11 protein-coding genes are annotated in these 13,919 nt (G+C 45.3%); 9 read left to right on the top strand and 2 right to left on the bottom strand.

Translation table 11 applies throughout. From position 1 onward, the window contains the following. Positions 1–175 precede the first annotated feature (175 nt). Complete coding sequence (locus F0261_RS11800; RefSeq protein ID WP_171338042.1) at positions 176–1,867, bottom strand: NAD-dependent malic enzyme; 1,692 nt, start codon at positions 1,865–1,867, stop codon at positions 176–178. Between the two features lie 77 nt (positions 1,868–1,944). Next, complete coding sequence (locus F0261_RS11795) at positions 1,945–4,608, bottom strand: penicillin-binding protein 1A (protein ID WP_061439230.1); 2,664 nt, start codon at positions 4,606–4,608, stop codon at positions 1,945–1,947. A gap of 136 nt (positions 4,609–4,744) precedes the next feature. Here F0261_RS11795 and pilM point away from each other — a divergent pair, with 136 nt between their 5' ends. From pilM to F0261_RS11750, 9 genes are all read left to right on the top strand, one after another. Continuing rightward, positions 4,745–5,812 carry a type IV pilus assembly protein PilM gene (pilM, locus tag F0261_RS11790; RefSeq protein ID WP_049588773.1) on the top strand — a complete coding sequence of 356 codons (1,068 nt, stop codon included), beginning with the start codon at positions 4,745–4,747 and terminating at the stop codon, positions 5,810–5,812. Continuing rightward, positions 5,800–6,378, top strand: a complete 579-nt coding sequence (locus F0261_RS11785; protein WP_061094070.1) for a PilN domain-containing protein — start codon at positions 5,800–5,802, stop codon at positions 6,376–6,378. Before pilM ends, F0261_RS11785 begins: the two co-directional genes overlap by 13 nt. A 2-nt stretch (positions 6,379–6,380) precedes the next feature. Continuing rightward, positions 6,381–6,992 (top strand): type 4a pilus biogenesis protein PilO, encoded by a 612-nt coding sequence (locus F0261_RS11780; RefSeq protein ID WP_014948035.1) that lies wholly within the window; start codon positions 6,381–6,383, stop codon positions 6,990–6,992. After that, positions 6,989–7,516 carry a pilus assembly protein PilP gene (locus F0261_RS11775; protein ID WP_014948034.1) on the top strand — a complete coding sequence of 176 codons (528 nt, stop codon included), beginning with the start codon at positions 6,989–6,991 and terminating at the stop codon, positions 7,514–7,516. Before F0261_RS11780 ends, F0261_RS11775 begins: the two co-directional genes overlap by 4 nt. Positions 7,517–7,518: 2 nt before the next feature. Continuing rightward, the gene (locus F0261_RS11770; protein ID WP_061094069.1) at positions 7,519–9,291 is read left to right on the top strand and encodes a type IV pilus secretin PilQ; all 1,773 of its coding nucleotides are present in this window, start codon (positions 7,519–7,521) and stop codon (positions 9,289–9,291) included. Positions 9,292–9,561: 270 nt separating this feature from the next. After that, a complete protein-coding gene (aroK, locus tag F0261_RS11765) occupies positions 9,562–10,077 on the top strand; it encodes a shikimate kinase AroK (protein ID WP_014948032.1) in 516 nt (171 codons plus the stop codon). A 30-nt stretch (positions 10,078–10,107) separates the two neighbouring features. Continuing rightward, positions 10,108–11,175, top strand: a complete 1,068-nt coding sequence (gene aroB / locus F0261_RS11760; RefSeq protein ID WP_049588776.1) for a 3-dehydroquinate synthase — start codon at positions 10,108–10,110, stop codon at positions 11,173–11,175. Between the two features lie 121 nt (positions 11,176–11,296). Further along, complete coding sequence (locus F0261_RS11755) at positions 11,297–12,769, top strand: SPOR domain-containing protein (protein WP_171338041.1); 1,473 nt, start codon at positions 11,297–11,299, stop codon at positions 12,767–12,769. Between the two features lie 226 nt (positions 12,770–12,995). Beyond that, complete coding sequence (locus tag F0261_RS11750; RefSeq protein WP_171338040.1) at positions 12,996–13,877, top strand: Dam family site-specific DNA-(adenine-N6)-methyltransferase; 882 nt, start codon at positions 12,996–12,998, stop codon at positions 13,875–13,877. The last annotated feature ends 42 nt before the right edge of the window (positions 13,878–13,919 follow it).

Genomic DNA, 13,919 nt, shown 5'->3' with positions numbered 1-13,919 from the left:
TGCGCATAGGCAACACCATATTACATTTGGTTGGAGTTCGGCCGCGAAATGGATGAAGTTCGAGCAGTGAGACGGTGGCTTACTTCAGCTTTTGAGTTGTAAGTCATGGTGAAAGCGTTGTTCACAAGTACAAAAAAAGCAGGCTAAGCCTGCTTTTATATAACATTATAGGATACTAGATGCTTACCCGCTTGTAAGGGCGGTACTCTGCTTTCCAGAAGTTACGCTCAATGCTGGCGCGCAATGCGTCGTCAGACATTTCAAGAGCAAGCCCCTGCTCCATCGCTACTCTACCCACTTCAAAAGCAATCTCTCTGCTAATTTCTGCAATGGCAGAAAGGGGTGGCAATAGTGACCCCTGACCTGTGTTGACTAATGGCGACGCTGAAGCAAGTGCGTTACTTGCGGCCATCAGCATTTCGTCACTAATAAGCTTCGCTTTAGATGCAACAACACCAAGGCCAATGCCCGGGAAGATGTAAGAGTTGTTGCATTGAGCGATAGGAAATATTTTGCCATCGTACTCTACAGGCTTGAACGGACTACCTGTAGCAATAATCACTTCACCTTCTGTCCATTCAATCACTTGCTCAGGACGCGCTTCAACTTGTCGTGAGGGGTTACTTAACGGGAAGATGATTGGCAGCTCACAGCCTTGCTTCATGGCACGGATAACTTGTTCAGTGAACAAGCCTGGCTGACCTGAAACACCAATAAGTACGTCTGGCTGCGCGCAGTGCATAACATCAAGTAGTGACGCATAATCTCCACTGAACGTCCAATCAGCCAAGTCAGCATTTTTCTGCTGAAGCTTTTGTTGGAAGTCGCGTAGACCTTCCATGCCTTCGGTTACCAAACCAAAACGGTCAATCATGAACACTTGCTTACGTGCTTGTTCGTCAGTCAGGCCCTCAAATACCATTTGTTGAATGAGCATTTCAGCAATACCACAGCCTGCCGAACCCGCCCCCACGAACACCACCTTCATGTCGCGTAGCTTTTGCTGCTTGGTTTTACATGCCGCCAAAATAGTACCAAGGGTAACGGCAGCAGTGCCTTGTATATCGTCGTTAAAACAACACACGTCGTTGCGATAGCGGTTTAATAACGGCATAGCATTTGGCTGCGCAAAATCTTCAAACTGAATCATTACATCGGGCCAGCGTCGCTTCACAGCGTTAATGAACATATCAACAAATTCGTCGTATTCTTCCTGTCCAATACGCGGATGGCGCGCCCCCATATACATTGGGTCGGCTAGCAGCTTTTCGTTGTTAGTACCTACATCTAACATTACGGGCAATGTGTATGCTGGACTAATTCCACCACACGCTGTGTAAAGCGAAAGTTTACCGATAGGAATGCCCATTCCGCCAATACCTTGGTCTCCCAAGCCTAAGATGCGTTCACCGTCAGTCACAACAATCACTTTCACTTTACGCTTCGTTGCATTGCGAACAATGTCATCAAGCTGGTGACGTTCTTCATACGACACAAACAAGCCACGCGAACTGCGATAGATATCTGAAAACTGCTCACATGCATCACCTACAGTAGGGGTGTAAATGATGGGCATCATCTCATCGATGTGCTTTTGAATCAGGCGGTAAAACAAGGTTTCGTTATTGTCTTGAATTGCGCGCAGATAAATATGCTTGTTTAGTGCTTCGTCAAAGCTACTGTATTGCATGTAAGCACGTTCAACCTGCTCTTCGATGGTTTCATACCTTGGTGGCACTAGACCCGTCAGGTTAAACGCCGCACGTTCCCGTGCAGTGAAGGCACTGCCTTTATTCAGTAGGGGGGTTTCCAGCAATGAAGGGCCGGCATGAGGAATATAAAGATATCGCTGTGAATCTTCTGACATTGGTTTTCCGATAATGTGTTCAGGCAAATACATCACCTAAGCCTGAAGCGGCACGCGTGCAACGTGCCTCTTAGTAATTAGAATATTTCTTCTGGCTCAGGCGCAGTAGTCGTATCCTGCGTGGCCGGATCCAACACTTCGTCATCGCGAACATAAGTCGTTGGCTCGGTTCCCTGCAGGAAATATTCGAATAGTGTCGTATGGTCTGTTCGTCTGGTCAACTTTCCACTGGTACGATCAATGCGAACACGCACTATATTCTCTGGTACGGGCATTGGCGTATGTGGTTTATTTTCTAGAGCATGTTGCATAAATCTGATCCACGCTGGCTCAGCAGCTTTAGCTCCATCTTCAATGCCGATCATGGCGTTGCCTATCCAGTTGAATTTCTCAGCATTCTTATTAATAAGGTTTTGGTTTCGCGTAGCTCGCCCTAACTGACGCCCCATGTTGTCGAAGCCTACCCATGTGGTGGCCACCAAATCTTTGTGGAAACCACTGAACCACGTGTCTCGCGAGTCATTCGTTGTACCCGTTTTCCCAGCTATGTCAGTACGCTGAAGAATATTACGAGCACGCCAGCCGGTGCCTAACCAATAGGTTTTCTTGCTCCAATTTCCGTTTGCTCTCACAGCCGTTCGCATCATTTCTGCCACTAAGAAAGCGTTTTGAGCAGTAATAACCTGAGGCGCAATCACTTTTTCTGCAGCTTCGTCATCATCGACGTCGCCAAGTAAAATATCTTGATTTAGTTCAGCGGCAAGTAAGGCTTCAATATCGGCTTCTTCGTCTTCAGGTAGTATTTCTGGATCGCTTTGATTTTCACAACGATTGCACGCCCAAACTGGGTTTGCTTTCCAAAGCTCATCGCCGTTTTCATCAAGCACTTTGCTGATAAAATGAGGGTTTACTAAGTAGCCACCGTTCGCAATGACCGACATACCTCTTACTACTTCAAGCGGCGTATGTGAACTCGACCCAAGGGATACGGTTTCATCAAGTGGGATATCGTCTTTATTAAAACCGAAGCGCGTTAAGTAATCGGCCGTTTCTCTAAGACCAACACCACGCAATAGTCGAACCGATACCACGTTTTTCGATTTCCCAAGGGCTTTACGCATTCTAATTGGGCCGTCGTACTCAGCTGGCGAGTTTTGCGGTCGCCAAGCTACACCCGTCGCCGCATTCCATTGGTTAATGGGAGCGTCATTGATAATGGATGCAAGGGTATAGCCACTGTCTAATGCAGCAGAATAAACGAAAGGCTTGATGTTCGAGCCCACTTGGCGCTTGGCCTGTGTTGCTCGGTTAAACTGGCTTTGATAAAAGCTGTAGCCACCAACAACCGCTTCAACCGCACCGTTTTTCGGATTAAGTGCGATAAACGCTCCGCTCACCTCAGGGATTTGCGAAATGCGCCACTGCCCTTCTTGCTGTCTGATATAAATGACCGCCCCTTCTTGAGTCACATCTGAAGCGCTTTTGGGGTCACTACCCTGCCTAAAGTCTGTAATGTAGCGTCGGGCCCAATCTAGTCCATCCCACTCGACTGTTATTGATTTGCCATCTACAGACAACACTTCTATCGACTGCTCATTTACTTTCGTAACAACCGATGGCAAAAGAGGTTTAATGTGAGGAATCTCTTCAAGCACGCGCATGATTGATTCGTTATCCCACTCTTCTCGTGTTGTCTTATCACTTATGTCATAGCTCAATGAAAGTTGTGGAATCGCGTCATCCTTTCCTTCTGGCTTAGGAATATTCCATAAGTAGCCAAGGGCGCCTTTATAGCCATGACGCTCATCATAGTCATGAAGATTTCGAACCACCGCACGCTGAGCAGCTAATTGAAGATCTGACGTTGCAGTCGCAAAAACTTGGTATCCGCCGGTTTCTGCCTCTTCTTTTCCATAAATCTCTACCATTTCGTTATAAATGGTGTCGGCCAAATAAGGCGCATCCACTTCAATTTCAGCACCGTGCTTCTTCGCTGAAACTGGCGCATTCGCAGCTTCATCGAACTGCGCTTTAGTGATGTACTCTTCGTCAAGCATACGAAGTAAGACCACGCGTCTGCGTTCGACAGAACGTTGCGGCCCGCTGATAGGGTTAAGCACTGATGGCGCTTTTGGAAGACCGGCAATAGTAGCAATTTGAGCTAAAGAGAGTTCGTTAAGCGGTTTGCCATAGTACACTTGGGCGGCCGCCCCAAAACCAAACGCTCTATGGCCCAATTCGATTTTGTTGAGGTACAGCTCAAGAATTTCCTGCTTAGAAAGCTCTTGCTCCATGTGCAGTGCTATAAAGATCTCTTTGATCTTTCTGATATAGGTTTTCTCCCGACTAAGGAAAAACCCTCGTGCTAGCTGCATGGTTAACGTACTTGCTCCCTGACGCTTTTCGCCAGTAAGGACTAAACTTACTGCAGCACGCATTATACCAATGGGGTCAATACCGTGGTGTTCGTAGAAGCGACTGTCTTCGGTAGCGAGTATGGCGTTAATTAATTCTTGCGGGACTTCCTCAAGTTTTACGGGGATCCGCCGTTTAACTCCATACTGCGAAATAAGTTTTCCGTCTTTGGTGTATATCTGCATGGGTGTTTGCAGGCGTACATCCTTAAGTACAGTAACACTTGGTAGGTCAGGTTTGATATAAAAGTAAATACCTACCAGTGCTGCAAAACCAAGAAGGCCTGATAGAAAACTAAATAAAATAAGTGGTTTGATGTACTTCACTGTAACGGATACCAAGACATTTTGTTGAAATGACGTATATTTTATACGTATGTGTTATCTCTAGAACCATACGCATAAGACTATTAGAGTAACATTGTACTTTAGAGCAACTACCTTTGAAACTGGACACTTGCACATGAAATCGCTGTTTAAGAAAAAGCTGCCGCCCATTGTGGGCTTAGATATAGGCACGCGTCAAATAAAAGCGGTGTGGTTAGAGCAATCGAAAGACGGGTTCGTCCTTCAAGGGTATGCCTGTGAGCCAATTAACAAAATCGCTTTCTCTGAGCGTGATATTAAAGACTATGAGTCAGTAAGCATTGCTCTCAAGAAAATTCGAAAGTCGCTAAAAACAAAATTAAAGCTGGCAAATGTTGCGGTGGCTGGTACGTCAGTGATCAGTAAAATCGTCTATATGGACCCAGAGCAAAGCGATTACGATTTAGAAAATCAAATTGAGATCGAAGCCGACAGTCTCATTCCCTATCCGCTTGAAGAAGTATATTTGGATTTTGAAGAAATGGGGCCGAGCGCAACGCACACTGGAAAAGTAAATGTATTACTTACCGCTGCGCATAAAGATTTGGTAGACAGTCGCTTGCTGCTTGCAAGAGAAGCTAACTTTGAACCCAAAATTGTTGATATGGAAAATTATGCCATCGGCAATGCCATGGACTTTTTCCATACGCCTCATACCGAAGACATGCCACTTTGCTGTATTAATGTGGGCGCCTCGCTTCTTCAAATATGCGTAATAAAAAACGGCGACGTCATCTACACCAAAGAGCACGCCTTTGGCTTAAATCAGCTAATTAACGATATTAGCGCCATTCATATGGTTGAGCGTGAAACCGCAGAGCGTCAGCTACTTGATGGCACGCTGTCTGGAAATTGGGTGGAAGATACGCTTCCTATATTTGCCGCTAACCTACAGCAAAATATCAACCGTGCATTACAAATGTATATGAGCACGCTACATGCAGAGCGCCCCACCAAAATACTGTTTAGCGGCGGTGCCGCTACTATTGAACCGTTAGTCGACATTTTAAAACAAGACTTAGGCCTAGAGGTTGATTGCTTCAATCCGTTTAGCAACATGTCGATAAACCCTAAACTTGATGCCACGAGACTTAGCAAAATTGCACCACAGCTTGCGATTGCAGCGGGTCTAGCGAGCCGGAGCTTTACGCCATGGCACATGTAAATTTACTACCTTGGCGAGAGAAGCAGCGCCAACATCAAAAACAACAATACTTGGCAGGGCTACTTGCTGTTGCCGCCATTGTAGGATTGATTTTTTGGTTCATTGGTCAAGCTATCGACCAGCAAATAAGTAATCAAAACTCGCGTAATCAATACCTTGAACGGGAAATCGCGGTTTTAGATGCGCAAATTGCAGAGATAAAAAAGGTTAAAGACAGTAAAAATGCCATTGAGCAGCGCATGGCATTAATTGAGCAACTGCAAGCAAGTCGCAATGTGGCTCCTATAGTATTTGATGAACTTGCTAAACTCGTTCCTCCCGGTGTGGCCTTCGAGTTTATGACCAGAAGCAATAACCGTATTGAGATTGAAGGGACTAGTGATTCGAACAATCGTCTTTCCGACTTTATGCGCGCGCTGGACAACTCGAAAGTGTTCGTTGCCGCAGAGCTTTCTACCATTAAATCTGACAGCAGTGCAGCGAGAGCGATTAGCAACTTTACGCTTACGTTTTCGATAAACCCCAATGTTGCTCCGCTAGAAATAGAAAGTAGTGAGGCGCAATAACCATGAAGTTTGATGTTTCAAAACTAAAAGAACTCAACGAACTCGACTTTGAACAAATCGCTATTTGGCCAAACGAAGTTCGCATTGTTGTGGCGGCGTTTGTCGCAATATTGGTAGGTGCGTTGAGCTACTACATGCTAATAAGCCCCAAATTACCGATTAAAGATGCGGCTGAATTAAAAGAACAAGAACTAAAGTTACAGTTCGAAGCAAAGTACCGCATTGCGGCTAATTTAGAAGCTTACCAAGCCCAACTCGCGCAAATTAAAGAAGACTTCTCGTCTATGCTGAAAAGTCTTCCAACCAGCAACGAAACACCGGGTTTGCTTGACGATATCACTTACGTTGGTACCGCATCGGGCCTCACGTTTGAGTTGCTTAACTGGCAACAAGAAGTACCAAAAGAGTTTTACACCGAACTACCTATCGAAATGGAAGTAAGCGGTGGCTATCACAACTTTGGCGAATTCGTTTCCAAAGTCGCAGATTTACCTCGTATCGTTACACTTCACGATTTTGACATAAAGCGTGAAGCAAATGGTCTGTCGCTGAAGCTGCAGGCGAAAACTTATCGTTCGGAAAACTCGACAGACATTGAAGGAGATGAACAATGATTCGTTCGTTTTTATCTCTTTTAATCATATTGTTAGTAACAGGCTGTTCACCTAAACTCGACGATCTGCATGCCTATACACAGAGTGTTAAAGAGCGTGCTCAGCCACAAATTGAACCGTATCCAGAATTCAAGACTCACCCACCTTTTAGCTATTCGGCAAGCGCTTTAAGAAGCCCGTTCGATCGCCCTAAGAACAACGCAGCTCCAGTAGCAAAAGCGCGGGTAGAAAACTGTTTACAGCCAAACTTCCAGCGCCCTAAAGAAGCATTGGAAGCCTATGGCGTGGACGCCCTCGCACTGACTGGCAACTTTGCCGTTAAAGGAGTGCAGTGGGCATTATTGAAAAGTAACGATGGCGTATTACATAAAGCTAAAGTAGGGAGTCGTATCGGCTTGTTTTATGGCAAAATTACGCAAATTAGCACCGACTCAATTACTATTGAACAGTTATTACCTGATGGTGCGGGCTGCTGGCAAAGGAAAACAACAACAATGACTACAGCATCGAAGGCGGGAGAGTAAGCATGGCCGAACGATACATATTTAACAAATCTCTGAATCGTAGAGTGCCTAGATGGTATTGGCTGGCTTTCGCTGTGGCTGCAATATTTTCATTAACCGTATTTGTTTCGCCAGTAAAAGCCCAAGAGCCTTTGTTAGTCGACCCTGATACTAAACGAAATGCATCAACCGTTACCACCACGGTCACAAACATCGACTTTACTCAAGCAGCTAACAATACCGCTGTAACACTGGTGAGTTTTGAGGGCCAAGCGCCAAAGCTTCAGCTTATTGAGTCACAAGGAAAAGTATCCCTTACATTACCAAACACCAAGTTAGGCGAAGACCAATTGGTAGAACTTAATGTGGCTGATTTCGGCACGTTGGTTTCTACCATCGAGACATTCGAAGATAAAGATGGCGCGCGAATTGAGGTTAATTATTCGGGCCCAGTTACGGTTCAAAATACGGTAAAAGACGGCGTAATTCGTATGGCGATAACGCCAATGGACAGCGCGCAGCAAGACGCCTTGGAAGCGGAAAAGAAATACACAGGCGACCCCATTTCGCTCGATTTTCAAGATGTTCCTGTGAGACAAGTTTTACAAATTATTGCGCAGGTTAATGGGTTTAACTTAGTGACCACCGACACCGTAACAGGAAACGTAACGATAAGCTTGTCGGGCGTTCCGTGGGATCAAGCTCTCGACATGATTTTGCGTGTTAAAGGTCTGGATAAACGCTTAGAGGGCAACATTTTATTAATTGCACCGGCTGAAGAACTATCGGCTCGTGAAACCCAAGCCCTTCAATCTAAAAAGCAAGTTTCAGACTTAGCGCCTCTTCATACGGTTAATATTCCTGTTAACTATGCAAAAGCTGCTGCCTTGGCCACGATCTTAAAGTCGACAGAGGGCGGGATCTTATCTGAGCGAGGGGGTGTTACAGTAGATGAACGAACCAACACTTTACTTATTCGCGACACGTTAGCCTCTATTGATGAAGCAAGAAAAACCATCAATGCGTTAGATATTCCAGTAAAGCAAGTGCTGATTGAAAGCCGTATGGTTACTGTGCTTGACGATGTAGGCGAGCAGCTTGGCGTTCGTTGGGGTTTCAGCGACCGTCAAGACGATAATGGTGTGTCGGGAAGCCTTGAGGGCGCAGACACCATTGCCGGCGGCATAGTGCCTAGCATTGATAATCGCCTTAATGTGAACCTGCCTGTGACCAGCGCCGCGGGTAGCATTGGCTTTCAAATTGCGAGCTTGGTTGATGGCACCATATTAGACCTTGAGCTTTCCGCACTAGAATCTGAAAACAAAGGCGAAATTATTGCGAGTCCTCGTATTACGGTTGCTAACCAGCATGAAGCTTACATTGAACAAGGTACGGAAATACCTTACGTACAAGCAACGTCTAGCGGTGCGACTTCAGTAGAGTTCAAAAAAGCCGTTTTGTCACTGAAAGTTACGCCACATATTACGCCTGATAATCGCATTATTTTGGATTTAGTTGTTACGCAAGATACCCGTGGCGAAACCGTTTCTACGTCTACTGGTGAGGCCGTAGCCATCGATACCCAAGAAATTAAAACGCAGGTATTGGTAGAAAACGGCGAAACCATCGTATTAGGTGGCATATTCCAACAAACCAGTTCTGATGGCGTGTCGAAAGTGCCTTTGTTTGGTGATTTGCCTGTCGTTGGTGCCCTTTTCAGAAACTCGTCACAACTTCAGCAAAAACGAGAACTACTTATCTTTGTGACACCCAAGATAGTCACTGAAAGACCATAATCCTCATTTTTAGCCTTCAAAAAAGCGCATTTTTGTGCGCTTTTTTTGGTTTTCAGCCTTTTTTTGTAACTAAATTTACAGGTATACGCTATTTGTTAGTAACAAAACTTGCAACGCCTTGCATGAAACTGAGATAATCCCCGCCTCGAAATTTAAGCGAGGTTTAAGGAGTGGTGCTTATTGGACACTAAATAGGCACGAGTCAATGGGTAGGCTGGTAAGGCAACAGTGCACTGCCCCTAACATGATTAAGTTGTGATATAAGCAAATATGGCTGAAAAACGTAATATCTTTTTAGTTGGCCCAATGGGTGCTGGCAAAAGTACCATCGGTAGACATCTGGCAGACGAACTTCACCTAGACTTTTTTGATTCGGATCAGGAAATTGAGCGCCGCACGGGTGCAGACATTGCCTGGATCTTCGACCTTGAAGGCGAAGACGGTTTCCGTAAACGCGAAGAAAACGTCATTAACGATTTGACAGATAAGCAAGGTATTGTACTTGCTACTGGCGGCGGTTCTATTGTAACTAAAGCTGTGCGTAATCGTTTATCTGCCCGCGGCATCGTTGTTTACCTACAAACGACAATCGATAAGCAAGTTGCCCGTACACAACGTGACAAACGTCGTCCTTTGCTACAAAACGAAGATCCAGAACAAGTACTTCGCGATCTTGCAGAAATGCGCAACCCGCTTTACGAAGAAGTTGCTGATTACATTGTTGATACAGACGACCAAAGTGCGCGTGCTGTAGCGAATCAGATTATCAGTAAAATTGGTTTATAAATTAAATATGTAATAGGAGGTGCTACGCCAATGTCAACCTTAACTGTGGAACTTGGAGAACGTAGCTATCCTATACAGATAGAGGCTGGGCTGCTTTCGCAACCTGGCCTTTTTAGTGCCTATATAAAAGGCCCACTTGCCGTCATTGTTACCAACGAAACTGTTGCCCCACTATATTTAGAAACCACTAAAGCGGCGTGTGGCGATGTTCAGGTCGAAACCATTATTTTGCCGGATGGCGAGCAACACAAAAACCTTGCCCAATTCGAAGTGGTTATGACACGCCTTCTTGAGCTAAACGCTGCAAGAGATACGACACTTATCGCACTTGGCGGTGGTGTAATTGGTGATCTTACTGGCTTTGTTGCGGCAACTTACCAACGCGGTGTGCCCTTCATTCAAGTTCCTACGACTTTGCTTTCTCAAGTCGACTCATCAGTAGGTGGAAAAACCGCGGTAAATCATCCTCTCGGCAAAAACATGATTGGCGCTTTTTACCAACCGGTTTATGTGGCCATTGATACTGATACCCTCGCTACATTACCCGCGAGGGAGTTTGCTGCTGGCATGGCAGAGGTCATCAAATACGGTATCATTTACGACGCACCGTTTTTTGAATGGCTTGAAAGTAATGTAGATGCGCTTACGTCGCTTGATACTGAAATTCTTACCCAAGCTATTTCTCGCTGCTGCGAAATCAAAGCAGACGTGGTAGCAAAAGATGAACGTGAAGGTGGTTTACGCGCCATTCTTAACTTAGGCCACACGTTCGGTCACGCTATTGAAGCCGAGCAAGGCTACGGTAACTGGCTGCATGGCGAAGCGGTAGCCGCTGGTACTATAATTGCTTGTAAAGCTGCTGAAGCATTAACGTGGTTTGAAGCGTCAGAAACACGACGCGTATCGTCGCTATTTGAAGCATTTGCTTTACCGGTTGCAGGCCCAAATAGTATGACAAAGGATGACTACGTTAAGCATATGAAACGCGATAAAAAAGTGGAAGCTGGCAGTATTCGATTTGTACTTCCTCAAGGCATAGGCAAAGCGGTTGTTACCAAGGACGTCACGGACGCCATTCTTACTGACATCCTTTCTTAGTCATTAGCCCTCGCGACAACCTGGCAACGCGTCTATCTTGACTTCCCTACGTTAGTTGGAATCATGAAGAAATGCGTTGCAGGACAGTTTTTAAAGCAACGGTGAATAAGGGCAAACTCCCATGCAAAGTGAACTGCATGAACGTTTGGAATATTTGGTCAATTACTCTTCTCAGCTGATTTTTGTCAGTGGTGAGTCTATTGCTCAACAACAAAAGACCCTTGAAGCCTTTGTCTTTCAGCAGCACGATGATACCGAGATTGCGTATTTAACTGCGCAAGAAAATATGGAGCCCTCTGACTACCGTCGACAACTTTGTCGGCAGCTTCTTGGTCAAGTGGTGGGTAGCTTCGTTAGGCCTCTAAACGAACTACTTTCCGACCTAAATAGTCACGAAGGTCCAATTCTTATAGCCATCACCCAAGCCCACAATCTTCCTGATGCACTACTACAAGAACTATGGGACTTGGTGTTACAAAGTCGGTTTGCTGGTAACAAACAGCATTTAAATGTGCTTTTGTTCGCGAATAACGAATGGGCTGAGCGCGCCAAGCAGTGGCTTCCTGCAAAAAATACGGAAACCCCTCTAATAATTAGCAGCCAGTCAGTCATTAGCGAACAGCCTAGCTTCGAGTCAGAGCTCGACAAAATGATTGCTTCACGTCGCGAGGCTTTTCAGGCTCATTTAGAAAATAGACAGCGTGAAAATACGCAAACTTTTATCAACCCGTTAAAGTCTAAGTGGTTTTATATCGCTGTTATATGCGTGTTCCTTGCTACGTTTTCTGGCCTTATTTACTGGCAATACGGTGATAAATTAGCATCGATTTTTGCGCCTATTAGTCAACCTTCGCCAGAACCTGAAAGAACGCAGGTTGAGCCCGGCTCTGCTTATAACAAGCTTATAGGCAATGGTGAAACCGATGAAAGCGAAACAACAGCATCAAACTCAGCAACTCAAGCAACCAACCAAATAGGCAATGTAGAGCTTGTTTCCGCGCCCAATGATGATAGTGCAGACGTTGGTGGCTCGTTAATTGATGAATCGTCAGATAACGGTCCGTTGATTACCAATTGGGAAAATGCGGTTTCATCCTTACCTGAAGTTACGCCATCTTCAGAACAGGCAGACAGTAACCAGTTTGAGAATGCCCCGATTGGAGATAATACCACTGATTCCAATGGTTCAGAGGTGGTTAGCAACGGTGCGCTACGTGATCAACAACCTGCTCAAGGTGCCAAATCAAACTCGGACGGCGTTAACGATAATGTAGCGCCAACCACTGTGGCCAGTGAATCGAGTCAAGAAGGCTGGATTGGGGAAGATGACTACGCTATACAATTGTTAGCGATGAAAAGTGAGTCTGTTCTCAGTGAGTTCCTACGAGAAAACAATCTAACTGAGCAAACGCGAATTTATAAAACGACGCGCTATGGTGGCGACTGGTTTGTAGTAGTTAACAAGCAAATCTACATGTCGTTATCTCAAGCGCAACAAGCACGAACAGATCTACCCGAATATCCAGGTAAACAAAATGCGTTTATAAAGCGAGGAAACCAAATCCTCTCAGAGATGAGCAAAGCGCAAAATTAAGTCATTTCACAACCGGGTGGCCATAATATTTCCAGTAAATGAGCAAAATTCCGTTCTTGCGACACTTGTTGGTTGTCCGTTTTACTGATGAAAGTTACAATCTACCTTTAGTGTGGTGATATCTGATACTGATCAGCATAAAAGTATAAAGACGACCCTTTCCCTTGGAACGGCGGCGCACGGAAAAACCACCGTCTTCATTCCGTCTAGGTAGTAACGTTTAAGCATGATGCAGAAAAAAAACCGGGCTTTTTTAAAATGGGCCGGTGGCAAATACAGCTTGGTTGAGCATATTCAGGCCAGATTACCGCAAGCCAATAAACTCATTGAACCGTTTGTTGGTGCCGGATCTGTATTTCTGAATACGCAATACAAACGCTACCTGCTTAATGACATCAATCCTGATCTCATCAACTTATATAACTTCTTAAAAGCACAACCAGACGCTCTGATTAACGACGCGCGCGCGTTTTTTGATGGGAGTCGCAATGAAGAAAAGATGTACTATGACTTGCGCGAAGAGTTCAACGCAACGCAAGATGAATACTACCGAGCGATTCTTTTTCTTTATTTAAACCGACATGGGTACAACGGTTTATGCCGCTACAGCCTTCAAGGGCGTTTTAACGTACCTTTTGGCCGCTATAGGAAGCCTTACTTTCCAGAAGACGAGATGTTTGTGTTCTCGGAAAAGTCGCAAAAAGCGACGTTTACTTGTCTTCCTTTTGAAAAGGTTTTTTCTAGAGCTAGGCGTGGCAACGTTATTTATTGTGACCCACCGTATGCTCCTATCAGCAAAACTGCAGCGTTTACCAGCTATGCCGCGCGAAGCTTCGGACAAGAATCTCAAGAGAAGCTGGCTGAGCTCGCCACCCGCGCGTCAAAAAAGCGAGGCATACCCGTCCTCATCTCAAATCACGATTTACCGCTAACTCGGTCGCTTTATCACGGGGCAGATTTTAGTATGCTGTCAGTTAAGCGTTCGATAAGTCAAAACGGTGCAACGCGACAGCCTGTGGATGAAATTTTGGCTTATTTCCCTCCAGCTAACGTCGCACCAAAGCGAAAGACTCGAAAAAAGAAGACGTTTCACCGCCCTTCAGTTTAGTGTGTGGTGCCTAAAAAACGTCTTATAGGTAGCGCATCGACC

The sequence above is a fragment of the Alteromonas sp. 07-89-2 genome (genome assembly GCF_013113925.1).
GTDB classification, from domain to species: Bacteria; Pseudomonadota; Gammaproteobacteria; order Enterobacterales; family Alteromonadaceae; genus Alteromonas; species Alteromonas macleodii.
The sequence above is the reverse complement of the archived record's forward strand: the minus strand, read 5'-3'. Positions and strand labels throughout refer to the sequence as shown.